This window comes from Pseudomonas sp. GM_Psu_1, from assembly GCF_026544185.1.
In the GTDB taxonomy this organism is placed as follows: Bacteria; Pseudomonadota; Gammaproteobacteria; order Pseudomonadales; family Pseudomonadaceae; genus Chryseomonas; species Chryseomonas oryzihabitans.
Window position 1 is genome coordinate 508,389 of record NZ_JALNUX010000002.1, and the last position, 24,428, is coordinate 532,816.

The window sequence follows — 24,428 nt, forward strand, 5'->3', positions numbered from 1 at the left end:
CTTTTTGCTGACCGCTTAGGACTGCTTCCAGTCCGGATAGCGGCGCTGGTCGGCGGCTGGCGGGAAGTACTGGTACAGCCAGGTTTCACTCAGGGCGCGATCCTGGGTGCGGATGAAGGCACGCATCTGCACCGGATCGGCCTTGTCGCTGGTGGGGTACCAGTCGAAGATCACCCGGTAGCCGCCGATCTCGTCGATCTTGAGCACGTGGAAATCCTGCACCTTGCCGTCGGTGACGGTGACCACCGGCTCGATGCCGGTACCCTCGGGCAGGAACGACAGACCGCCGCCGTTGAAATCGATGGCGAAGCGCCGCGCCCAGACCTTGGGCCAGTGCTCACCGGGCGCCCAGCCCTCGGGGAAGCCGCCGATGCCGGAACGGGTGGCATAGACCCGCGCCAGCGGCGTGCTCACCGGCGGCAGCGCACTCCAGTGCAGCTTGTAGCCATAGTGCAGCGACTTGCCGGCGGTGATGGTCTCGGCCGGCGCCCAGAAGGCCACGATGTTGTCCAGGGTCTCGCCGGTGGTGGGGATCTCCAGCAACTGGATGGCACCCTCGCCCCAGGCGGAGGTGGGTTCGACCCACAGACTCGGCCGGCGGTCGTAGCGGACCATGACGTCCTGGTAGCTTTCGAATTCGTGATCGGTCTGCACCAGGCCGAAGCCCTTGGGACTGTCGTCCTTGAAGGCGTTGAACTGCAGCTTGGGGGGATTGTTCAGCGGACGGCAGATCCACTCGCCGTTGCCCTTCCACATGGCCAGCCGGTCGGAGTCGTGGATCTGCGGGTGGTAGGTGTTGCAGGTCTGGCGCTCGTGGGTGCCGCAGCCGAACATGCTGGTCATGGGCGCGATGCCCAGTTGCTTGATGTCGCGGCGGGCGTTGACGTTGGCGTCCACGTCCATCACCACGCGGTCGTTCAGGCAGTCGATGTCGAAGCGATAGGCGCCGGTGGCGCTGGGCGAATCCAGCAGCGCATAGACCACGAAGCGGGTGCTGTTCTTGTTCGGGGTGACGAACCAGAACTTGGTGAAGTCGGGGAATTCCTCGGGCCGATCGGCATAGGTGTCGATGGCCAACCCGCGGGCCGAGAGGCCGTACTGGCGGGTCTTGTCCACGGCGCGGAAGTAGCTGGCGCCAAGGAAGGAGACGATGTCGTACTGGGCCAGGTGCGGCGCCTTGAACAGCTTGAAGCCGGCGAAGCCCAGGTCGCCCTTGAGCTGGCTCTTGTCGACGCCGCTGTCGTTGTAGTTGAACAGCTCGGGGCGGAAGTGGACTTCCTTGGCCTCGTTGGTCTTGGGGTCCACCGAGAACATCCGCACCGGGGTCTTGAAGCCCATGCCGACGTGGAAGAACTGCACGTCCAGCTGGCCCTTGAGGTCGTGCCAGAGCGAATGCTTGGCATCGTAGCCGATGGCGTTGAACTGCTGCGGCGTCATGTTCGCCAGGGTGTCGGGCAGTTTCTGGGCGGTGGGCTGGTAGGCCTGGCCGGCCAGCTCCTTGGCGTGCTGCTTGAGCCAGTCGAAATCGAAGGCCTGGCCATCGCCATTGGCCGGATTGGCAAAGGCCTGGAGGGCGAACAGCCCGGTGGAGGGAATGCCGGTGTAGGCCGCCAGGGCCAGGGACGCTTTGAGCAGGTGTCTACGCTGCATGGATCAACCTTGGTCACTAAGGATGAAAGATTCGGCCCAGCCGAACCACCAGAAAGGAAAAAGAATGCACGATACCCGGATAGGTTCGCCATCGCACCGGTGAACTGCAGCCTAGCGCACGCTCTGGCCTGCCAGAGGGGTTACCAAAGCTTTCCGGATCACAGTTCCGGTTGCCGGGCCTCCCGGAAAGCGCATCATCGACCTTCCCTTGCCGCTTCCCTGGAGACCCTCATGGCCGCTGCCGCCATCGCCTTCGGGCCACCCAGCCCCATCCTGCGCATCTTCGATGACGAAAAGGCACGTGAATTCTACTGCCACTTCCTGGGTTTCCGCCTGGTCTGGGAACACCGCTTCGAACCGGGGCTGCCGCTGTACGCGGAAGTCGAACGCGCCGGCCTGCGCCTGCATCTCTCCGGCCACCACGGCGATGCCTGCCCCGGCTCGACGGTCTTCGTCCGCCTGACCGGCATCCGCGCCTTCCAGGCCGAATTGCTGACCAGGGACTACGGCTTCGCCCGCCCGGGTATCGAGGAATTGCCCTGGGGCCTGGTGATGGAGATCGCCGATCCCTTCGGTAACAGGCTGAGGTTTTGCGAGGAGACGCCGGAGGCCTAAGCAACGGCTGTACGGTGATCGCGGCCATGGGCCGCTCCTACAGGCTCGATGATGGAGATGACCGCCTGCGCGGATGGCTCCCTCTCCCCTCGGGAGAGCGTTGGGGTGAGGGCGCCCTCGCCACGAAGTCCTCAGTGGAAAAGGCTGCGCCGTTTTCCACGCTACGGCTCTACATCTGGTGCACCCCTATAACGGCTAAGACACTGGCTCCTACAGTCCCGATGTAATCGTAGGAGCGGCCCATGGCCGCGATCAACAAAACACCGGAGTGCCATAGGATCAGTTGCATCGGCGGGCGGCCCATGGCCGCGATAGCCTTCAAGCCGGCGCAGGCTCGCCCGTGGGCACCGCGCCCTCCTCCACCTGCCACCAGGTCGGCAGCAGCGCCCTGACCTCGGGCTGGGTGAATCTGTCGTCGATGAGATAGAGGCAGCCGCGATCCTGCACGGTGCGGATCACCCGGCCGGCGGCCTGGATGACCTTTTGCAACCCAGGATAGAGGTAGGCATAGCGATAGCCGTCGCCGAAGCGCCGCTGCAGGCGCTGGCGCAGCTGTTCGTTGACCGGATTGAGCTGGGGCAGGCCCAGGGTGGCGACAAAGGCGCCGATCAGGCGGTCGCCGGGCAGGTCGATGCCCTCGCCGAAGCTGCCGCCGAGCACGGCGAAGCCGATGCCGCGGCCGTCGGCCTGGAAACGCTCGAGAAACGCCTGGCGGGCGGCTTCGTCCATGCCGCGGGACTGGCGCCACTGGGGCACGTCGGGCGCAAGCTCGGCCAGCGCCTCGGCCACCTGGTCGAGGTAGTCGAAGCTGCTGAAGAAGGCCAGGTAGTTGCCCGGGCGCTGGCGATAGCGACTGGCGATCAGGGCGGCGATGGGCGCGCGGGAGGCGGCGCGGTCGGCGTAGCGGGTGGACAGCCGCACCAGGCGCACCTCCAGCTGCTCGGCGGCGAAGGGCGAGGCGACGTCGACCCAGGCGCTGCCGGCCGGGACCCCGAGCAGGTCGCGGTGGAAATGCTGGGGAATCAGGGTGGCGGAGAACAGGGTGCAGCTGTGCGCCGCCGCCAGCCGCGGACCGACGAAGGGCGCCGGCACCAGGTTGCGCAGGTTGAGTTGCGACTGCGCCTTGCCGCGACCTTTGAGCAGGGTGACATCGAACAGCGAGTGATCGCCGAAGGTCTCGCCCAGGCGCATGAACTGCAACAGGTCGAAGAACAGCGTCTGCAACTCCGGCGCCGGCGGCTGCCCGGATTCGCCGAAGTGCTCGGTGAGCAGACCCACCACCCGTTGCAGGGCGGTCAGGAAGGCGGCGGGCAAGTCCGGCTGCACCTGGTAGTCGACCTGCTGTTCCTTGTGCAGGCGATTCCATTCGCGGTTGAGCGCCTGCAGCCCCTTGGCGATGGCAGGCGGCGCCACGGCCTTGCCGGCGGCCAGGCGACGCTGGTCGAGGCTGGCGCTGTACATGCCGCGGGCGCGGTCGAGTAGGTTGTGGGCCTCGTCCACCAGCACCCCGACCCGCCACTCCTGGGTCTGGGCCAGGGCGTGGAGCATGGCGCTGCCGTCGAAGTAGTAGTTGTAGTCGCCCACCACCACGTCGCTCCAGCGCGCCAGTTCCTGGGCCAAGTAATAGGGGCAGACCTCGTGGGCCAGGGCGGTTTCCCGCACCCGCGCCCGGGTCAGCTGGGTGGGCTCGGCCAGGGCGGCGGCGCGGGCGGCCGGCAGGCGGTCGTAGAACCCCCGCGCCAGCGGGCAGGACTCGCCATGGCAGGCCAGCTCCGGGTGTTCGCAGGCCTTGTCCCGCGCCACCAGCTCCAGCACCCGCACCGGCGCGGCCAGGGACTCCAGACCATGCAGGGCCAGGGCGCGGCCAGGGGTCTTGGCGGCGAGGAAGAACAGTCGGTCCAGGTTCTGCCGCGGCATGGCCTTGAGCAGCGGGAACAGGGTGCCCACCGTCTTGCCGATACCGGTGGGCGCCTGGGCCAGCAGGCAGCAGCCGACGCTGGCGGCCTTGTAGACGGCTTCCGCCAGGGGCCGCTGGCCGTGGCGAAAGTCGGGATGGGGAAAGGCCAGGGTCGCCAGCGCCGCATCCCGCGCGGCGCGATGGGCCAGTTCCTGGCGCGCCCAGGCGAGAAAGCGCGAACACTGGAGTTCGAAATGCGCGGCCAGGTCCGCCGCCGTCCACTGCTCGGTGAAGACGGTCTCGGCACCCGTGCCGATGTCGAAATAGACCAGCGCCAGGGTCAGCTCAGGCAGCTCGCGGCTCTGGCAGAGCAGATGGCCATAGACCTTGGCCTGGGCCCAGTGCAGGTGGCGATGGTTGCCCGGCTGGCGCTCCAGACTGCCCCTGTGGGTCTTGATCTCTTCCAGACGCTGGGCAGCGGCGTCGAAGCCGTCGGCACGGCCGCGCACCTTCAGGTCTTCGAAGTCGCCCTGCAGACTGACCTCGCGCTCATAGCCGGGGCCGCGCCGGGCGGCTACCCGCTGGTGGCCCTCGATGCCTTCCAGGGCGGTGGGCGACGGGGTGAATCTGAGATCCAGATCGCCGGCCTTGGCGGTGAATTCGCAGAGGGCGCGAACGGCGATGCGATAGCTCATGCGGAGGTCGCGGCCACCTGCCACTGCACGTGGCAGACGCTGACCGGGATGTCATGGGCAGCGAAGAAGTCCAGCCAGCGGCGCTGGTTGTCCTGCAGGCGGTCGCCCGGGCCCTTGACCTCGATCATCCGGTAGCGGCCTTCCGCCGGCCAGAACTGGATCAGGTCGGGCAAGCCGGTGCGGTTGTTTTCCGGATCCTCCAGCAGCCGTTCGAAGCACAGCCGCAGGTGCCGCGCCGGCAGGCAGGCCAGGGCCTGGTCGAGCAGTTCGCTGCCGAGGATGCCCCAGGCGACGAAGGGCGAGGCCAGGCCGCGCTTGCTGGCGAAGCGCTCGCGGATCACGCTCGGATAGGAGCCGTCGTCCAGGCGCGCCAGGCAGGCGGCGAAGGCCTCGGCCCGCCGCTCGCGAAAGCCCGGCAGACGCAGGTCGGCCGGTTCGCGCTGATAGGGGTGGAAGAAGGCGCCGGGGATGGCGAGGAAGATAGCGTCCCAGCACAGCAGCCCGAACAGGCTGGTGAGCAGGGTGTTTTCCACGTAGTGCACCGGCGCCTCGTCGCAACCCAGGTGCTCGCGCACCAGCCACTCGACCCGGCGCAGGCCATCGTTGACCAGTTCGAAATCGAGGCGCTCCACCGGGCTGGCCGGGCGGCGCTTGTTGGGTGGCCCGCCCTGCTTGCGCACCAGCCGCGGCAGGATGCGCGCCACCTGCTGGCGTTCGGCGTCATGGGCCGGGGCGGCGACGATGGCTTCCGCCAGCGCCTGGGCAGCGGGCCAGTCCTCCAGCCGTTCGAGCATGCGCAGGGCGCGGATGCGCGATTCGGGGTGCGCCGAGGCGGCGTAGAGCGCCTGGGCCTGGGCCAGCTCGCCGAGGCGTTCGTGGTGCTGCGCCAGTTCATGCAGCAGCTTGCCACGGCGCAATTCCAGCCAGGTGTTGGCGAAGCGCTCGGCGGGCAGTAGCGGCAGCAACTCGGCGGCCGGCAGCCCATCGCGCAGCGCCTGGCGGCAGCGCTGGATGTGGAGGTAGGCGTCCACCTCGTGGCGCTGGCCGAAGGCGCGGGATTCGGCGCTGAAGGCCACCGTCTCGTACTGGAAGATACCCAGATCGGCCAGCACGAAGTCGGTCCAGTCCTGGTGCAGGTTGCCAAAGAACAGCAGACGCAGGCGATCGCAGAGGTCCATCAGCGTCAGCCGCCAGACGCCCTCCGCCACCAGCTCGGGCACGCTGCCGGTCCAGCCGCTGAAGGCCAGGGGCGTGGCCTGCTCGGCCTCCAGCCGCGCCAGCCAGTCTTCCTTGCGCCCGGCCTTGGGCAGGCGATTGCCAAAGCAGCCGAGCAGCTCTTCCTTGCGCAGCAGGGCGAAGAGTTCGATCAGGTGCAATTCCGGATCGGCCAGCAGCCAGCCGAGCTCCACCAGCGGACTCGCCGCGGCGCGGGGGCAGCCGATCTCGCCATAGACCAGCTTGCTGGCACGGAACACCTCGCCCTTGCGCATCACCAGGCGCACCAGCAGCGCCCGCGAGGGCTGCGGCAGCTCGGCGAAGGCGGTGATGAAGGCCTGCTCGCGGTCGTCGAGCAGATCGGGATAGCGCAGGGCGACCCAGTCCAGTACCCGCTGGAAGTTGTGCAGATAGTAGAGGGGATCTTCGAGCGGAGCTTTCATGCGAAAGGTGCGAATAGGGTGGCGGCTGGCTATTTATCCAGCCCCGACCGGAGCGGGCAACCCCGATGCGATATGCGGTCATCCCGCCGGGGTCATGGCATTTCTTTCAGTTGAAGATCCCGACCGGTAGTCATACGATGACTGACAAAGACCACCACAACTACAAGTCCAGGAGTCTGAGCGTGAAGATCAAACGGATCACCGTCACCCCCATCGCCTTTCGCGATGCCCCGCTGCTCAACGCCAGCGGCATCCACGAACCCTATGCGCTGAGATCCATCATCGAGGTGGAAGGCGACAACGGCCACATCGGCCTCGGCGAGAGCTATGGCGACGCCCCGGTGCTGGCGGTGTTGAAGGCCATGGAAAGCAGCCTGGTCGGCCTCTCCGCCTGGGACCTCAACGGCCTGCGCGCCCGGGTGGTGGAGACCGTCGCCGGCCTCGCCGGCGGCGTGGTGGCCGGTGCCGAACTGGCGCCCGGCTCCCATCCGAGCAAGCAGGTGGCCAACGCCTATTCCGCCTTCGAGGTGGCCTTCCTCGATCTGCAGGCGCGCTCCCTGGGCATTCCCCTGGTCGAATTGCTGGGCGGTGCGGTGCGCCGCGAGGTGCCCTTCAGCGCCTATCTGTTCCTCAAGTACGCCGAGCATATCGATGCGCCCTACCCGCCCGATCGCTGGGGCGAGGCCATCAGCCCCGAGCAGGTGGTGGCCCAGGCGGCGCGGATGATCGAGGAGAACGGCTTCCAGAGCATCAAGCTCAAGGCGGGCACCCTGCTCGGTCCGGATCACGAGGCGGCCTGTATCAAGGCCCTGCGCCAGGCCTTCCCGCAGGCGCCGCTGCGCATCGACCCCAACGGCAACTGGTCGCTGGAAACGTCCCTGCGCATCGCCGAGGTGCTGAAGGACGACCTGCAGTACTACGAGGATCCGACCCCGGGCCTGGACGGCATGGCCGAACTGCATCGGCGCACCGGCATACCCCTGGCCACCAACATGGTGGTCACCGATTTCGACGAATTCCGCCGCAGCGTGGCCCAGAACAGCGTGCAGATCGTGCTCGCCGACCACCACTACTGGGGCGGCCTCCGGGACACCCAGATCCTCGCGCGGCTGTGCGACACCTTTGGCCTGGGCGTCTCCATGCACTCCAACTCGCACCTGGGCATCAGCCTCATGGCCATGACCCACGTGGCCGCCGCGGTGCCCAACCTGGCCTATGCCTGCGACACCCACTATCCCTGGCAGGAAGAGGACGAAGAGGTCATCCGGGGCGGCAAGCTGCCGATCCGCAATGGCTGCGTGGCGATCACCGATGCGCCCGGCCTGGGCGTGGAGCTGGACCAGGATCAGCTCGCCAAGCTGCACGAGCAGTTCCTCGCCATCGACATCCGCAGCCGCGACGACGTGCGCCAGATGCGCAAGTACCAGCCGGACTGGGAAACCCGCAAGCCGCGTTTCTAGGTCTTCGCCTCCTCTCCCATGCCCCTGACGACCGGCTCGCCCGCCGGCCGTCAACGGCTCCGCTTCCCGGCGTCGCGGTTGTACAATCCCCTCGGCACAAGGGTGCCCAAGAACAACGAGAAAGTACGCACAGGGAATTGGGGGACGATGTTGAACGCACCACGCCTCACCGCACTCATGCTCGGCCTGGGACTGGCGGTCAGCGCCACCCTCGCCCCGGCGCAGGACAGGGATCCGGCACGCGCCTACGTCGACGCCCTGCTGGCGAAGATGACCCTGGAGGAAAAGATCGGCCAGCTCAATCTGGTGAGCGTCGGGCCGGACTATCCCAAGGAAGCCATCATGGCGGACATCCGCGCCGGCAAGGTGGGCGCCATGTTCAACACCGTGACCCGCCCCGATATCCGCCAGATGCAGGACCAGGTCGCCCACAGCCGGCTGAAGATCCCGCTGTTCTATGCCTATGACGTCATCCACGGCATGCGCACCATCTTCCCCATCAACCTGGGCCTGGCCAGCACCTGGAATCTCGACGCCATCGCCACCAGCGGGCGCATCTCCGCCCTGGAAGCGGCGGCCGATGGCCTCAACCTGACCTTTTCCCCCACCGTCGACGTGACCCGCGAACCGCGCTGGGGCCGTGCCTCGGAAACCTTCGGCGAAGACACCTGGCTGACCTCGCGCATTGGCGCCACCCTGGTGCACGCCTACCAGGGCAGGGACCTGCGCGCCCCCGACAGCCTCATGGCCAGCATCAAGCACTTCGGTGGCTACGGCGCCGTGGAAGCCGGGCGTGACTACAGCAACGTCGACATGAGTCCGCAGCGACTCATGCAGGACTACCTGCCGCCCTATCGCGCCGCCGCCGAGGCCGGTGCCGGGGCGGTGATGGTGGCGCTCAACAGCATCAACGGCGTCCCGGCCACGGCCAATCGCTGGCTGCTGCAGGACCTCTTGCGCAAGGACTGGAACTACCAGGGCCTGCTGATCAGCGACCATGGCGCCATCAACGAGCTGGTGCTGCACGGGGTGGCCAAGGACACCCGCGACGCCGCCGAACAGGCGCTCAAGGCCGGCGTCGAGCTGAACATGCACGACGACGTCTACGGCAAGCAGCTGCCCGCCCTGCTGGCCGCCGGCAAGGTGACCCAGGCCGAGATCGACCAGGCCGTGCGCGACATGCTCTTGACCAAGTACCGCATGGGCCTGTTCGACGATCCCTATCGCCGCCTGCAGGGCCAGGATCCGGCCGACACCAATGCCGAATCGCGGCTGCACCGCGCCGAGGCGCGTCAGGTGGCCCGCGAGAGCCTGGTGCTGCTGAAGAACGAAAAGGCCGTGCTGCCACTGCGCAAGGGCGCCACCCTGGCGGTGGTCGGCCCGCTGGCCGACAGTCCGCGCGACGTCATGGGCAACTGGTCCGCCGCCGGCGTGGCCGCCCAGGCCGTCTCCATCCGCCGCGGCCTGGAGAACGCCGTGGCCGGTCAGGGCAAGGTGCTCTATGCCAAGGGCGCCAACCTGCTGGACGACCGCGATGTGCTGGCCTACCTCAACTCCTACGAACCGGCGGTCGCCGTGGATCCGCGCAGCGCCAGCGAACTGATCGCCGAAGCCGTGGCCACCGCGCGCCAGGCCGAGGTGGTGGTGGCCGTGGTCGGCGAATCCCAGGGCATGGCCCACGAGGCCTCCAGCCGCGCCCGCATCAGCGTGCCCGACACCCAGCGCGAGCTGATCAAGGCGCTCAAGGCCACCGGCAAGCCGCTGGTGCTGGTGCTGATGAACGGCCGCCCGCTGGCGCTGGAATGGGAGCAGGAACAGGCCAACGCCCTGCTGGAAGCCTGGTTCCCCGGCACCGAAGGCGGCAACGCCGTGGCCGATGTGCTGTTCGGCGACCACAACCCCTCCGGCAAGCTGACCATGACCTTTCCCCGGGAAGTGGGCCAGGTGCCGCTGTACTACAACCACCTGAGCAGCGGTCGCCCCTTCGATGCGGCCAAGCCGAACAAGTACACCTCGCGCTACTTCGACATCGTCAACGGTCCGCTCTACCCCTTCGGCTACGGCCTGAGCTACACCTCCTTCGAGGTCTCGGCACCGCAGCTGTCCAGCGCCACCCTGAAGAAGGGCGATACCCTGAACGCCAGGGTCACGGTCAAGAACACCGGCAGCCGCGCCGGCGCTACCGTGGTGCAGCTCTATCTGCACGACGTGACCGCCTCCCTGGCGCGACCGGTCAAGGAGCTCAAGGGCTTCCAGAAGGTGATGCTGCAACCGGGCGAGAGTCGCGAGCTGGACTTCCCCATCACCGAGGCGGACCTGCGCTTCTACAACAACGACCTCAAGCTGGTCTCGGAGCCGGGCGAGTTCAAGGTGATGGTCGGCCTGGATTCGGAGCGGGTGCGCGAGGGGAGTTTCACGCTGCTCTGAGGGGGCTCAGCCCTCACCCCAGCCCTCTCCCAAGGGGAGAGGGGGTATAGGCGCGCAGCTCGATGCCGCCTTGCCTTCCTGCGGGCCCTCACCCCAACCCTCTCCCAAGGGGAGAGGGGGTAAAGGCGTGCACCTCGATGCTGCCATGCCTTCCTACGCGCCCTCACCCCAACCCTCTCTCAGAGGGAGAGGGGGTAAAGGCGTGCATCTTGATACCGCCCTGCGTCCCTGCGGGCCCTCACCCCAACCCTCTCCCAAGGGGAGAGGGGGTAAAAATCCTGCACCTTGATGCCGCCGCATCCCTTCATGCCCCAGCCGCCCCCTCTCCCTCCGGGAGAGGGTTGGGGTGAGGGACAGGATGCGCGCCCTGAGTCCGACCCGTTGGGCTTCGCTGGCGCTCAACCCAACCTGCAGGACCCGTAGGTTGGATTGAGGCAGCTCTATCGCCGAAGCCCAACGAACCACGCCTCGTAGCGGCAGGCTCGCGGCCGATCAAGCCCCGCTCCTATTACAGTCCGTTATACGCAAGCAACGACTTGCTCTAGGCTAGAGCCCTTGGGATCAACAATAAGCAACCGCGGTATAACGGTCGGTCAATGAAGCAGCTCGCCAGCCTCAACGCCATCATGTCGCGCCTGCACGCCAAGCAGCTGCGCCTGCTCATCGCCCTGGCGGAAAAGGGTTCGCTGCTCAATGCCGCGGAAGGCCTGGGGCTCACCCAGCCGGGCGCCAGCAAGGCGCTCAAGGAGCTGGAGTCCGCCCTGGGAGTCGAGTTGTTCCTGCGCACCAATCGCGGCCTGCTGCCGACCCCGGCGGGTACCTGCGCCATTCGCTTCGCCCGGCTGATCCAGGCCGACCTGGACAATCTGCGCCTCGAACTCCACGCCATCGCCAGCGGCTCCGGCGGCAAGCTGGCCATCGGCACCATCATGGGCGCCGTGCCCCTGCTCACCCATGCCATCTCGCGGCTGCTGGACTTGCAGGCACGGCTGTCCATCGAGGTGGTGGAAGACACCAGCACGACCCTGCTCGGCCTGATCGACCAGGGACGGCTGGACGCGGCCATCTGTCGCCTGTCGGTCAGCGAGCGGCCGGAAAGCTACGACGCCCTGGTCATCAAGGACGAGTCCCTGGCGGTCATCGCCCACGCCGCCCATCCGGCCGCCCAGCGCGAGCGGGTCGAGTTGCGGGATCTCTCGGACAGTCGCTGGGTGGTCTATCGAGCCAACATGCCCATGAGACGCACCCTGGAACACGAATTCTTCGAGGCGCAGCTGCCCTTTCCGCTGCACCTGATCGAAACCACCTCGGCGCTGACCACCCTTTCGCTGTTGAGCCGCAATCCCCGGCTGGTGGCCCTGGTGTCGGTCGAGGTGGCGGACTATGTCTGCCAGCATGGCCTGGTCAGCCGCCTGCCGCTGGAGCTGAGGTCGCACAGCGAGCCCTATGAGCTGGTCTCGCGGCGCAGCGCCCAGCAGAATCCGGCGTTCGCGCTGCTGGTGGAATCGCTCTACGCCATCCAGCGGGAAGACTGAGCCGTCCCGCAGCTCAGGACGTGCGACTCGTCTCCGCGGCCTCCGCCCGGGCCGCCTTCGCCACCGCGGCGATGGCATCGCCGGCATGCGTGGCGCAGCAGTCCTCCTGCCAGCGATGGCGCCGCGTCAGCTGCCCGATGCCCGGATTGAAGGCGTTGGTCGGATCGAGCTGGCGATAGTGCCGCTCCAGTTCCGGCGCCGCGGCGTAGAGGTGACCGACATTGTGCTCGGCGGGATAACGGGCGCCGCGGGCCTCCAGCAGGGCCAGCAGGCGACGCTTGAGCGCCGCGCAGTCCCGGCCCTTCTTCACCAGGTATTCCTGGTGCAGCACGTGGCAGAAGAAGTGCCCGCAATACATGGTCACCTCGATCTGCTCCGCCAGCTCCGGCGGCAGGGTCTCGAACCAGTCCTGGGTGTTGCGCGGCAGGGCGATGTCCAGGGCGAGGATGTCCTCCACGGTGTCCCGGTGCACCGCCCGGTAGCGATTCATGGCATTGCCGACCGCGAAGCGATTGAGGAAGGCGGCGTTGCCCTCCTCCGCGTCGCACTCGATGAAGTCCGCGTCGGCGCTGGGCAGCCAGGACTGCAGATAGGCGCGGGCCTCGTCGATGCCGTCTTCGCCCATCTTCAGCAGCAGATGATGCTCGAAGCGCGCGGCGAAGGCGTTGAGGCGCGCCGGCAGGTGCTCCGGCAAGGGCGCCGCCAGACGTTGCAGCAGGCGATCGCCAAGCTGGGCACCCAGGCCCAGGCGTTCGCTCAGGGCATCGAAGCGGGTCTTCCAGGCAAAGGCCTGGGGCACCCGTTGCGCACCACAGCGCTGAATGAACAGGAACAGGTCCTTGCCGTAGGTACGACTGAGTTCGTAGGCCGTGCGGTGCATGTATTCGCCAGCGATGGGCAGCTGGGCGAAGTTGACCAGGATGTGCCGGCGGATGGCTTCCAGATCGGCGGCCCGATTGGAGCCGATGTAGAACACCCGGGTGTTGCGATCGGCGGCGAAGGTGTCCAGGCGCAGGGCGAACACGGCGATCTTGCCCGCCGAACCCGAGGCTTCGTACAGCCGCCGCGGATCGGCGTTGTAGCGCGCCGGGGTGGCCGAGGCCACATCGCGGACATGGCGGGCGTATTCGCGATCGGAGGCCATGGCCCCGGCCGGATCCTGCACGACGCTGTCGTCGAAGCGGCCCTCGTCGAGTCGGGTGAGGATCTCCTCGGGGCTGTCGCCCAGGGCCAGGCCCAGGTGGTTGACCAGTTGCAGGTGCCCGGCTTCGTCGATGCGGGCGAACAGCGACAGCTGGGTGAAGGCCGGTCCGCGGCGGATCAGCGAGCCGCCGGAGTTGTTGCAGACGCCACCGGTGACGGAGGCGCCGATGCAGGTCGAGCCGATCACCGAATGCGGCTCGCGGCCCAGGGGTTTCAGCGTCGTCTCCAACTGGCTCAGGGTCACGCCCGGCTGGGACAGCACCTGTTCGCCCTGACGCAGCAGGGCCAGGCGGGTCAGGCGCAGGGTGTTGATCAGCACCACCGGCCGGTCGTAGCCCTCGGCCACCGGGGTGGAGCCGCCGGTCAGGCCGGTGTTGGCCGCCTGGCAGATGATGATGGTGCCGGCGCTGTGGCAGCGCTGCAGCACGCGCCACATCTCCAGCAGGCTGCCGGGCCGCACCACGGCGAGCACCGCCCCGCCACCATAGCGGATGCCCAGGCGGAAGCGTCGGGTCGCGGCGTCGCCCTGTAGGACATGGCGCCGCCCGACGATGGTGTGCAACTCGCTGACCAGATCCATGACGTCCTCTTCACTGACAAGGAAAGCGGCAGCGAAGGATAGTCGCTTCCGCTCGAAAGGCGCGGCTGGCGCGGCGCGGCTACTCGGCCAGTAGCCCGGTAGTCGACGGCGCGGGCCGGCGGGTCACCCACAGCATCAGCGCCGCGCACCCCAGCAGGCAACCCCCGAGCAGCATCAGCCCGACCTGCGCCGAGCCGAACAGCGTGGTCAGCAACCCCAGCAGATAGGGCCCGGCGAAGCCGCCGAGATTGCCGAAGGAGTTGATGATGGCGATGCCGGCCGCGGCGGCGGCGCCCTGCAGAAAGGCGCCGGGCAGCCCCCAGAACAGCGCGATGGCGCTCAGGCTGCCACCCACGGCGAAGGCGACACCCAGGATCATCAGCAGCAGGTGCTGGGGAAAGGCCGCGCAGAGGATCAGGCCGATCCCGGCCAGCACCGACATCAGGGCGCCATAGGCGCGCTGGTTACCGGTACGCTGGGCCTGGCGGGTGACCCAGACCATGGTCGCCGCGCCGAACACATAGGGGATGGCGGTGATGAGGCCGATGTCCAGAACCGAGGCCACCCCGGCGTTCTTGATGATGGTCGGCACCCAGAAATTGATGCCGTAGTTGCCAAGCATCAGCAGGACGTAGATGAGCGTGAGCAGCCAGATGATGGGCAGGGCATACAGCCGCTTGAGGGCGATGCGCGGCTTTTCCGCGGCCTCCAGGGCCAGGCGCCGGGTGAGTTCGGCCTTTTCCTGCTGGTTCAGCCACCGGGCGTCCTGGATGCCGTTGTCCAGCAGCCAGAGCACCACCACCCCGACCACCACGGCCGGCACCGCCTCGATGACGAACATCCACTGCCAGCCCGCCAGCAGGCCGTTGCTGCCCATGTAGTACATGATGGCGCCGCTGAGCGGACCACCAAAGATGAAGGACACCGGATTGCCGAGGATGACGATGGCCATCATGCGGCTGTGCAGCGCCGCGGGAAACCAGTAGGTCAGGTAGAGGATGACCCCGGGAAAGAAGCCCGCCTCGCAGATGCCGAGCAGGAATCTCAGGCCATAGAAGGTCAGTTCGTGGCTGATGCCCAGCAATTGGGCGATGGGCCCGGTGAAGGCCATCAGCGACGAGACCAGGCCCCAGGTGATCATGATGCGGGCGATCCACAGCTTGGCGCCGACGCGATGCAGCATCAGGTTGCTGGGAACCTCGAAGATGAAGTAGCCGATGAAGAAGATACCAGCGCCCAGGCCATAGGCCGCATCTGACATGCCGAGGTCGCTGAGCATGGCGAGCTTGGCGAAGCCGACGTTGACCCTATCGAGATAGGCGATGATGTAACCGAGCAGCAGCAGCGGCAACACGCGCCAGGCCACCTTGCGATAGAGCGGATCGAATTGCACCGGGGATGCGGCGGTACTGGGATGGGCCATGATGTTTCGCGTCCTTTAATTGTTGTGATTGTCGCGAGGGTCTTGCAGAACGGCTGTCGGTCATCCGCAGCCCACTACCCGCCCGGATCGAGTCGAGGCGCAGGGCAGGACGGCGGATGGCACTGCAGCGGAAGGGCTTGCCGCTACACAAGCCAGGGCCTCAGAACGAGGCCTGGATCAGGTCGGCATAGTCCTCCGCCGAGGCTTCCCGGGGATTAGTCCGGTGGCTGTGATCGGCCAGGGCGCCGGTGACGATGCGCGGGATGAGTCCCCTGTCGACCCCCATCTGCGCCAGCCCCGTCGGCAGCCGCAGGGCTTCGGCCTTGTGCGCCAGCGCCTGCTCCACCGACAGCTGCGGCGGCAGTTCCATGGCCTGGGCGAGGCGTTCGAGTTTCTCGTCGCGGATCACCGATTCGGCGCTCCGGTTGAAGGCCACCACGGCCGGCAGCAGGACCGCGTTGAGGGTGCCATGGTGCAGCCGCGGATCGATGCCGCCCAGCGAGTGACTCAGGCTGTGCACGCAGCCCAGCCCCTTCTGGAAGGCCAGCGCCCCCTGCAGCGAGGCGCTGAGCATCTGGGTACGGGCTTCCAGGTTGGTGGGCTCGTTGAACGCCAGTTCCAGATGACGCCAGGCCCGGCGCAGGCCGTCCAGGGCGATACCCTCGGCCGGCGGATTGAAACCGGGCGCGAGAAAGGTCTCGATGCAGTGGGCCACCGCGTCCATGCCCGTGGCGGCGGTCAGGTGCGGCGGCAGGCTGAGCGTCAGCAGCGGATCGCAGATGGCCACCCGCGGGATGACATGGGGCGAGAGAATGCCGACCTTGCGGCCATCGTCGAGGATGATGATGGCGCCGCGTCCCACCTCGCTGCCGGTGCCGGCCGTGGTCGGAATGGCCACGATGGGCACCGTCGCCGCGGTGATCCGCGTCAGGCCGCCTTCGATAAGGGCGAACTGCTTCAGCGGTCCGGGATGGCGCGCGGACACGGCGATGGCCTTGGCCAGGTCGATGGGCGAACCCCCGCCGACGGCGATGATGCCGTCGCAGTCCGCATCCCGGAAACAGGCGACGCCCTCGCGGGTGGCGGCCTCGGTGGGATTGGCCGGGGTGGCGTCGAACACCTGGTAGGCGGCCAGGGGATTCTGCTCCACCAGCTGCTCGATGAGACCGGCGGCCACCACGCCCCGATCGGTGACAATCAGTGGCCGCTGGAAGCCCAGCCGGGCGTTGACGTCGGCCAGTTCGGCCGCACAGCCGGCACCGAAGCGGATCTCCGTTACATAGTTGATTATCGCCATGACCCGTCCTGTTATTCTTGAAATTGATAGACGGCCCGACTATAGCGAGGCGCCTCCTGGCCAAATACTGAGAGGTAGCGATAGCGGTATAACCGGGAGGCAACCCAGCCTGACCTCCCCTGCCGGACGCCCTCCCCATAGCGATGGCCGGGCCCGCTCTCCCGGGCGCTGCCGCTTTCCCCGGAGTCCCGATGCCCACCCCTACCCTGGCCGCCGCCCAATCCGTTTCGCTCGCCGGCGACCTCGCCGCCAATCTGCGCAGCCATCTCGACTTCATCGCCGCGGCTGCCGACGCCGGGGTGGAGCTCCTGCTGTTTCCGGAACTGTCCCTGACCGGCTATGAGCCGACCCTGGCGGCAGAACTGACGCTGGAAAGCAGCGATGCCCGCCTGCTGCCGCTGCGCGAAGCCTGCCGCGCGGCCGGACTGACGGCCGTGGTCGGAGCGCCCGTGCGGGGCGTGGCGGGATTGCAGATCGGCGCGTTGATCCTGGGCGCCGATGGCCGCTGTCATGTCCATACCAAGGAGTACCTGCATCCGGGCGAGGCGCCGCCCTTCGTGCCCGGCAGTGGCGGGGACTTGCTGGAGGTGAGCGAGCTGAAGGCCGCCCTGGCCATCTGCGCCGACAGCAATCACGAGGCCCATGCCGATGCCGCCCGTGCCCGCGGCGCCGATCTCTACCTGGCCTCGGCGGTGATAGGTCCGACCGGCTATCCCGCCGACAGCGCGCGCCTGGCCGGCCATGCCCGGCGCCTGGGCATGCCGGTGCTCCTGGCCAATCACGGCGCGCCCACCGGCGGTTATGCCTGCGTGGGCCGCAGTGCCTTCTGGCAGGCCGATGGCGGGTGTCTGGTCGCGGCGCCAGGCGACGGTTCCTGCCTGGTGCTCGTCCGGCGGGTCGCCGGTGCCTGGCAGGGCGAAATCCGCACCGTGCGACCCTGATCGCCGCACGGCGCAATCCTCTGACCGGAAAGCGGCTGCCAGGTCACGCCGCGACTGGATTCGCGTCCCGATATCCCGCGCCTCCTGCGACTAAAGGTCACACGTCAGACGCCGATAAGGCTCTGACATCCTCGTTCAGAACACCGCCAAGGATGCCTTTCGCAGCGTGAACGACGCTGTAACCGCAGGAGCGACACCATGGCCTTGAACACCATTCGGACCCGCTACACCCTGATCTTCCTCGGCTTCATCGGCGCGACCCTCGCGGCCACCGTCATCGGCATTCGCCTGTGGGTGACGCCGGACCTGGTCGCCGCCGGTGAATCCGCCGTGCTCACCCGCGTCAACGAGGTGGGCACCCGCATCTATCGCGAACTCAACCAGATCCAGGCGCAGCAGCGCTCCATCACCCAGACCGTGCCGCTGCTGGACAGCGCCGCCATCGACCGGGTGCTGCCCGGCCTGGTGGACCAGTACGGCGATGCCAAGGTGTTCGGCGGCGGCATCTGGCCGCTGCCCAACCAGCGCGAGCAGGGCCGCGACAAGTTCAGCACCTTCTATCACCGCGATGCCGGCGGAAAGCTGATCGTCAACACGCACTGGAACTCCCCCGAGTCGCTCAACTACTGGGAGCAACCCTGGTTCCAGGCTGGCCTCAAGGCTCCCGCCGGCCAGTGCGTCTGGGCCGCCGCCTACAAGGACGCCGCCAGCGCCGAGCCGCGCACCAACTGCGCCATGGCCATCCAGCGCGACGGCAAGGCCTTTGGCGTCTCGACCATCGACCTCACCCTGGGCTTCTTCAACCCCCTGGTGGACAGCCTGCGCAAGGAACTCGACGACACCGACATGATGATCGTCGAGGCCGACGGCAAGATCCTCAGCAACCTCAGCGAACTCGGCGATTCGCAGATCCTGAACAACGTCTCGGCCTATGCCACCCGTTCGCCCTTCGTCGCCGCCATCCAGCAGAACCTCGGCAAGCTCAAGGGCGAGGCCGTGGTGCGCGACACCTATGTCGACGAGCACGGCACGCCCCACACCTTCTTCCTGCGCCCGCTGGCCGGCACCCCCTGGCTGCTGGCCACGGCGCTGCCCACCTCGCTCATCGCGGCGACCAACACCGGCATCCTCAAGACCCTGGCGGCGATCCAGCTGCCGCTGGTCCTGCTACTGGTAGGCATCATGGTGCTGGCGCTCGGCAAGCTGATGGGTCGCCTAGGCCTGCTGCAACGCAACATCGAATCCCTGTCCGCCGGCGACGCCGACCTGACCCGGCGCATCCCGGTGCACGGTCAGGACGAGGTGGATGCGGTGGCCGGCGCGGTCAACGGCTTCATCGGCTATCTGCAGCGGCTGATCGGCGAGGTGGGCGACGCCACCGACCGCATCGACACCGGTCTCAAGCAACTGCACGGTCAGGCCCAGCAGAACGGTGCCATCCTGGCCCGCCATGCCAGCGAAACCGACCAGGCGGTGACCGCCATCACCGAGATGAGCGCCACCTCCGACTCCGTGGCGCGCAGCGCCAGCGATACCGCCACCCTCACCCAGGCCGCCAACGGCCAGGCCGAGCGTTCCCGCGCGGTGGTCCAGCAGGCCTCGGCCAGCGTGCTGGCCCTGGTGGATCAGGTGGAAGACGCCACCCTCAAGGTGCAGGCCATGCAGAGCGATGCCCAGCGTATCAACGACGTGCTCGGGGTGATCGGCGGGATTGCCGGCCAGACCAACCTGCTGGCGCTCAACGCGGCCATCGAGGCGGCCCGGGCCGGCGAACAGGGTCGCGGCTTCGCGGTGGTGGCCGACGAGGTCCGCGCCCTGGCCGGCCGTACCCAGCAGAGCACCGCCGAGATCAACGAGATGCTCAACCGGTTGCAGCAGGGGGTGAGTTCCGCGGTCGCGGCCATGGAAATGACCAAGGCCAGTTGCCAGAGCACTGCCGAGCGCACCCGCGAGGTCACCGAAGGCCTGGACGAGATGAGCGGTTCGGTGGTGCGCATCAGCGATCTCTCGACTCAGATCGCCGCAGCGGCCGAAGAGCAGAGCGTGGTGGCCGGCGAGATCAACCAGAACATGGTTGCCGTGCGCCATATCGTCGACGACCTGGTCACCAGCGGTCAGCGCACCGCCGAGAGTACCGCGGCGGTGCAATCGTCCAACGAGCAGCTGATCGCGGTAGTGCGGCGCTTCCGGGTGAGGTGACCCGAGCGCCGCAACATGAAAAAGCCGGGCACTGTGCCCGGCTTTTTCGTCTAGCCCACTAGATGCAGAAAATGCATGTGACGCTCGTACTGGTCGAGGATGTCGCCGATGACGTCCTCGCGGGACCAGCCCATGACGTCATGGTCCTGGCCCCCCTCGCGCAGATAAACCTGGGCGCGGAAGTACTTGCGCTCCTCCCCCGGCTCGCTGCCCATGACGAAACTGGGCATGGCGTAGGCGTGGGGTCTGACCTGGTAGACGAACTCGGGCTGCTCGGCCGGACCGACATACAGCCGCACCCCGCCATCCTCGCGGTCTTCCACGCCACAGACATAGCCCTGCTTGCGCCATTCCTCGGCCACCGCCAGGCAAGCCGGCTTGGCCACCTCGCCGATGAAGCGCACCACGTGGCTGCGCCGCGGAAACATCGCCAGGCCGCGCAGGCGGCGCTGCCAGCCGCCCGGCGTACGGCTGGTGGGCGGGGTGAGATTCAGCGACTGATGGCGCAGGCCGCGCTTGGTGGCGTCCAGCTTCAGGGCCTTGAGCAGGCCATGCATGCTGAACAGCAGGGCGAGGGTGAACGGCAGGGCACTGGCGATGGTGGCGGTCTGCAGGGCCTTGAGACCATCGGCCAGCAGCAGCGCGATGGCCACCAGCCCCATGCTGGCGCCCCAGAAGACGCGCTGCCAGACCGGCGTCTGGTCCTGACCGCCGGAGGCCAGCATGTCCACCACCATGGCGCCGGAATCGGCGGAGGTGACAAAGAACACCACCACCATGACGATGGCGATCAGCGAGATCACGCTGGCGAAGGGGAAGTGCTCGAGGAAGGCGAACAGCGCCAGGGAGCTGTCCTGGGATACCGCGGCGGCCAGATCGGTGATGCCCTCGGTGAGGATCATGTGGATCGCCGTGTTGCCGAACACCGTCATCCACAGCAGGGTGAAGCCGGCCGGCACCAGCAGCACACCGGAGACGAATTCGCGGATGGTCCGCCCGCGCGAGATGCGCGCGATGAACAGCCCGACGAAGGGCGACCAGGCCAGCCACCAGCCCCAGTAGAACAGCGTCCAGCCGCCGATCCAGTCGGTGGGTCGATAGGCGTTGAGGTTGAGGGTGCGGCTGACGATCTCGCTGAGATAGCCCCCGGTGTTCTCGACGAAGGTCTGCAGGATCAGCACCGTGGGGCCGAGGATGACCACGGTCAGCATCAGCAGCACCGCCAGGCCCAGATTGAGCTCCGACAGCCGCCGGACGCCCTTGTCCAGCCCCGAGACCACCGAGAGGGTGGCCAGCGCCGTGGTGACGACGATCAGGCCGATCTGCACCGGGGTGGACACCGGCACGCCGAACAGCACGTTGAGCCCGGTGTTGATCTGCGAGACGCCGAAGCCCAGGGAGGTGGCGACGCCCAGCACCGTGCCGATGATGGCGAAGATGTCCACGGCATGGCCGATGGGGCCATGGATGCGCTCGCCGATCAGCGGATAGAGCGCCGATCTCAGGGTCAGCGGCAGGCCGTGGCGATAGCTGAAGTAGGCCAGGATCAGGGCGACGATGGCATAGATCGACCAGGCGTGCAGGCCCCAGTGGAAGAAGGTGATGCGCATCGCCTGGCGCGCGGCGTCCACCGTCTGGCCATCGGCATAGGGCGGGTTGAGAAAGTGCATCACCGGCTCGGCGACGCCAAAGAACATCAGGCCGATGCCCATGCCGGCGGAAAACAGCATGGCGAACCAGGTGGTGTTGGCGTAGTCCGGCTCGCTGTGGTCCGGGCCGAGCTTGATGTCGCCATAGCGACTCATGCCGAGAAACACCACGGTGCCCAGGATGATGGCCACGGCGAGGATGTAGAACCAGCTGAGGTTGGTGATGATCCAGCCCTGGATGGCGGCGAACAGCCACTGGGCGTTGGCCTGGAACAGGCTGGCATAGAGCACCAGCACGAGTAGCAGCAGGGTCGAGGTCCAGAAGACCGGAGGACTGAAGGTGGGACGAGCGGCGGATTCTCCCTGGCCGGTCATAAAAGGGCTCCTGTTCATGAAGTGCGCACAGGTTGACTGCCCTCGCCCGTGATCGTTTCGCTGGCGACGCTGCGGGAACGGCGCATGCCGCTGTGTGCTACCGCACCAATCGCTGGGGCGCTAAGGGTCGGATACGCCAGCCAGCACAGTGGCGCCGGGTGCTCCCGCCAGCCCGCGAAACCAGCGCGCCGGCGCCACGCCGAAGGTCTGGCGGAAATGTTTCGTCATATGACTCTGGTCATAGAAGCCGGCGGCAACGGCCGCCTCGGCCAGCCCCCGACCGAGGCGCACCTGCAGCCGTACCTGGTCGAGACGGCGCAAGGTCAGGTAGCGATGGGGACTGGTGCCGAAGTAGGCACGGAAATCCCGGGTCAGACTCCAGCGATCCCGACCGGCGCAACGGGCCAGGTCGTCGAGGGTGACCGCCTGGTCCAGATGATCCTCCAGGTATTCCCGCGCACGCAGCGCGGCGGCGAAGTCCACCCGTCCGCGACTGGGCCAGGCCTGGCAGACCTCGGCCAGGGTCGCGACCAGGCCATAGAGGGCGTCGTCGCGAGCTAGGACATCGGATTGCGCGTCGAGGGCGGCGAACACCGCCTCGGTGGCCTGTGCCAGGCGCGGGTCAAGGGAAACGCCCTCCCGGTGGAAGGGCAAGGGCCGTCCACCCAGGATGTCCTGCACCAGGGTCGGCGGCAGATAGACCATGCGATAGCGAAAGCCATCGGCAGCGCCGGCACGCCCGTCATGGACCTCGTCCGGATGCAGGATCATGGTCTCGCCGGGCAGGCTGTTGGTCCGGGCGCCGCGATAGGAAAAGCTCTGCACACCGGCCAGGGTACGGCCGATGGCATAGGTGGCATGGCGATGGGGGTCGAAGGCATGGCCACTGAAGAAGGCCTCGATGGACTCCAGCTCGGCATGGGCTGGGGCGTGCCTCACCCAATCCGTGGCACCGGGCAATTCGATCTGGCTGCTCATGGCGACTCCTCCGGCGCTCAGCCTAGCAGACCGCGCCAGGCGTCGTGGAACAACAGCAGGGCGCAGCCAACCAGACTCAGGCCCAGCAGCCGATTCACCGCGCGAAAGCCGCGTCCCCGCACCAGGTAGCGCCCGAGCAGCGCCCCGAGCAAGGCGTAGCTCGCCGGGGCGCCGCAGGCCGACAGCGCCAGGGGCAGCGACCAGAGGGCGATCTTGCCCCCGGTCACCTGGGCCGCCGGAAACATCACCGTGGCGATGGGCAGCACCGCCAGCCACGCCTTGGGATTGAGGCCCTGGATCAGCAGGCCGCTGGCAAAGGTCAGCCGCGTGGCGGCGCCCTCCCCCTCCGCCGTCGGCGGCGCGGCCCGGGCGATGCGATAGCCGAGGTACAGGCAATAGCCACCGCCGAGGAGCGCCAGCCATGGCAGCAGCGCCCCCGAGACCACGACCGCCCCGGCATAGCCCAGCGCCAGAAAGAGCACCAGCATGGCGCAGCCCACCCCGGCATAGAACCCTAGCGCTCGGCGGGCCTGGCCGCGCAGACCGGCATTGAGGCCCAGGGCGTTTACCGGGCCAGGGCTGTAGATGACGCTGAAGGCATAGAGGACGATTTCCAAGGGGCACCTGCCAGGCTTCGAGAAGGAAGCCCAGGCTAGCCAGCGCGCCCGGGGTCTGGCTTGTACGTCTGTGGCTGGTCTGCCTTGAGAGTCATCGTATGACTCGGCAGAATCAGGCTTTCCTCTCCTGTCGCGGAGTCGCTCTTGTCCGGTGATCGCAACACCTCGCCCTGGCCTGGCCGCCCCGATGGCAAGCCGCCGACCCTCAAGGACGTGGCGCGCCTGGCTGGGGTCTCGCCGATCACGGTCTCGCGCACCCTCAACCAGCCGGAGATCGTCCGCCCGGCATTGCGTGAGAAAGTCTTTCGCGCGGTGCGCGAGAGCGGCTACCAGCCGGCCATGCTCACCACTGGCAGCGCGCCCCAGGAGAGTCGGCTGATCGCCATCCTGGTGCCCACCATCGTCAATTCCATCTTCGCCGACACCGTGCAGGCGCTCATGCAGACCCTGACCGAGGCCGGCCACCAGACCCTGCTGGGCCTGACCGACTATTCCACCGAACGCGAGGAGCAGCTGCTTGATGCCCTGTTGCGCCGCCGCCCCGATGCCATGGTGCTGACCGGCACCCTGCACACGGCCGCCAGCCGACTACGCCTGTCCCAGGCCGGCATTCCGCTGGTGGAGTGCTGGGACCAGGGCGAGCGGCCGCTCGACATGCTGGTGGGCTTTTCCCATGTCGCGGTAGGCCAGGCCGTCGCCCGGGCGCTGTTGGCGCGCGGCTATCGCCACTTCGCCAGCCTGACCCTGGACGATCCCCGCGGACGGCTGCGCCGCGATGCCTTACGCGACGAACTGGCCATCCAGGGCCTGGCCGCGCCAGCCGATGTCAGCCTGCCACCGCCGGCCACCCCGGCACTGGGTCGCCAGGGCCTAGCCCGCCTGCTCGACGTTGGCGCCTGCCCCGAGGTGGTGGTCTGCAGCTCCGATACCCTCGCCCACGGGGCGTTGGCCGAAGCCCATGCGCGCGGCCTGCGGGTCCCGGAGGAGCTGGCCGTGATGGGCTTCGGCAACCTGGCCAGCGCCGCCCATCTGATCCCGGCGCTGAGCACCGTGGACGTGCGCGGCGCCGAGATGGGCACCCAGGCCGCGGAGGCCCTGCTCGCCCGGCTGGCAGGCGCGGAGACACGGCTGCGACGGGATACCGGCTTCGAACTGGTCATGCGCGAGAGCACGCGCTGACGCTTGAATGATTGCGTAATCAGCTTAGCGTCCTCCTGCAGGTGCCGGCC

The 24,428-nt window shown here is 67.7% G+C and carries 16 protein-coding genes; 7 read left to right on the forward strand and 9 right to left on the reverse strand.

Annotated elements, in window-relative coordinates; translation table 11 throughout:
• Positions 1 to 15 precede the first annotated feature (15 nt).
• On the reverse strand, positions 16 to 1,650 hold the full coding sequence (locus tag OXS31_RS05070) for a glucan biosynthesis protein D (protein ID WP_027597150.1): 1,635 nt from the start codon (positions 1,648 to 1,650) through the stop codon (positions 16 to 18).
• 231 nt (positions 1,651 to 1,881) lie between these two features.
• On the opposite strand from OXS31_RS05070, the gene OXS31_RS05075 reads away from it, so the two are divergent.
• The gene (locus OXS31_RS05075; RefSeq protein ID WP_181084169.1) at positions 1,882 to 2,265 is read left to right on the forward strand and encodes a glyoxalase superfamily protein; all 384 of its coding nucleotides are present in this window, start codon (positions 1,882 to 1,884) and stop codon (positions 2,263 to 2,265) included.
• Positions 2,266 to 2,583: 318 nt separating this feature from the next.
• Here OXS31_RS05075 and OXS31_RS05080 read toward each other — a convergent pair whose 3' ends face one another.
• Positions 2,584 to 4,857, reverse strand: a complete 2,274-nt coding sequence (locus OXS31_RS05080) for an ATP-dependent DNA helicase (RefSeq protein ID WP_181084171.1) — start codon at positions 4,855 to 4,857, stop codon at positions 2,584 to 2,586.
• On the reverse strand, positions 4,854 to 6,515 hold the full coding sequence (locus OXS31_RS05085; RefSeq protein ID WP_181084173.1) for a VRR-NUC domain-containing protein: 1,662 nt from the start codon (positions 6,513 to 6,515) through the stop codon (positions 4,854 to 4,856). Before OXS31_RS05085 ends, OXS31_RS05080 begins: the two co-directional genes overlap by 4 nt.
• A gap of 182 nt (positions 6,516 to 6,697) precedes the next feature.
• Here OXS31_RS05085 and OXS31_RS05090 point away from each other — a divergent pair, with 182 nt between their 5' ends.
• The 3 genes from OXS31_RS05090 (at position 6,698) to OXS31_RS05100 (ending at position 11,937) form a co-directional block, all read left to right on the forward strand.
• A complete protein-coding gene (locus OXS31_RS05090; protein ID WP_027597154.1) occupies positions 6,698 to 7,975 on the forward strand; it encodes a glucarate dehydratase family protein in 1,278 nt (425 codons plus the stop codon).
• A gap of 147 nt (positions 7,976 to 8,122) precedes the next feature.
• Positions 8,123 to 10,402 (forward strand): beta-glucosidase BglX, encoded by a 2,280-nt coding sequence (gene bglX / locus OXS31_RS05095; RefSeq protein WP_115945875.1) that lies wholly within the window; start codon positions 8,123 to 8,125, stop codon positions 10,400 to 10,402.
• Positions 10,403 to 10,998: 596 nt separating this feature from the next.
• Positions 10,999 to 11,937, forward strand: a complete 939-nt coding sequence (locus OXS31_RS05100; protein WP_267398207.1) for a LysR family transcriptional regulator — start codon at positions 10,999 to 11,001, stop codon at positions 11,935 to 11,937.
• Positions 11,938 to 11,950: 13 nt separating this feature from the next.
• Here the strand turns inward: OXS31_RS05100 and dld are convergent, their stop codons facing one another.
• The 3 genes from dld to OXS31_RS05115 form a co-directional block, all read right to left on the reverse strand.
• On the reverse strand, positions 11,951 to 13,720 hold the full coding sequence (dld, locus tag OXS31_RS05105; RefSeq protein ID WP_267398208.1) for a D-lactate dehydrogenase: 1,770 nt from the start codon (positions 13,718 to 13,720) through the stop codon (positions 11,951 to 11,953).
• 79 nt (positions 13,721 to 13,799) lie between these two features.
• Positions 13,800 to 15,143: an MFS transporter gene (locus OXS31_RS05110; RefSeq protein ID WP_027602511.1), complete on the reverse strand. Its 1,344-nt coding sequence runs from the start codon at positions 15,141 to 15,143 to the stop codon at positions 13,800 to 13,802.
• Positions 15,144 to 15,303: 160 nt separating this feature from the next.
• Positions 15,304 to 16,440: an iron-containing alcohol dehydrogenase gene (locus OXS31_RS05115; RefSeq protein ID WP_267398209.1), complete on the reverse strand. Its 1,137-nt coding sequence runs from the start codon at positions 16,438 to 16,440 to the stop codon at positions 15,304 to 15,306.
• A 191-nt stretch (positions 16,441 to 16,631) separates the two neighbouring features.
• Between OXS31_RS05115 and OXS31_RS05120 the strand changes: the two genes are divergently transcribed.
• Positions 16,632 to 17,381, forward strand: coding sequence for a carbon-nitrogen hydrolase family protein (locus tag OXS31_RS05120; RefSeq protein WP_267398210.1), 750 nt, complete (start codon positions 16,632 to 16,634; stop codon positions 17,379 to 17,381).
• A 198-nt stretch (positions 17,382 to 17,579) separates the two neighbouring features.
• Complete coding sequence (locus tag OXS31_RS05125; RefSeq protein ID WP_027597161.1) at positions 17,580 to 19,580, forward strand: methyl-accepting chemotaxis protein; 2,001 nt, start codon at positions 17,580 to 17,582, stop codon at positions 19,578 to 19,580.
• A gap of 50 nt (positions 19,581 to 19,630) precedes the next feature.
• On the opposite strand, the gene betT is transcribed toward OXS31_RS05125, so the two are convergent.
• The 3 genes from betT to OXS31_RS05140 all read right to left on the reverse strand — a co-directional run bounded on the left by betT (position 19,631) and on the right by OXS31_RS05140 (position 23,199).
• Complete coding sequence (gene betT, locus OXS31_RS05130) at positions 19,631 to 21,604, reverse strand: choline BCCT transporter BetT (protein WP_267398211.1); 1,974 nt, start codon at positions 21,602 to 21,604, stop codon at positions 19,631 to 19,633.
• 120 nt (positions 21,605 to 21,724) lie between these two features.
• The gene (locus tag OXS31_RS05135) at positions 21,725 to 22,582 is read right to left on the reverse strand and encodes an AraC family transcriptional regulator (protein ID WP_150338242.1); all 858 of its coding nucleotides are present in this window, start codon (positions 22,580 to 22,582) and stop codon (positions 21,725 to 21,727) included.
• Between the two features lie 17 nt (positions 22,583 to 22,599).
• Complete coding sequence (locus OXS31_RS05140) at positions 22,600 to 23,199, reverse strand: LysE family transporter (RefSeq protein WP_044341430.1); 600 nt, start codon at positions 23,197 to 23,199, stop codon at positions 22,600 to 22,602.
• A 144-nt stretch (positions 23,200 to 23,343) separates the two neighbouring features.
• Between OXS31_RS05140 and OXS31_RS05145 the strand changes: the two genes are divergently transcribed.
• Complete coding sequence (locus OXS31_RS05145; protein ID WP_042136235.1) at positions 23,344 to 24,378, forward strand: LacI family DNA-binding transcriptional regulator; 1,035 nt, start codon at positions 23,344 to 23,346, stop codon at positions 24,376 to 24,378.
• Positions 24,379 to 24,428: the final 50 nt, after the last annotated feature.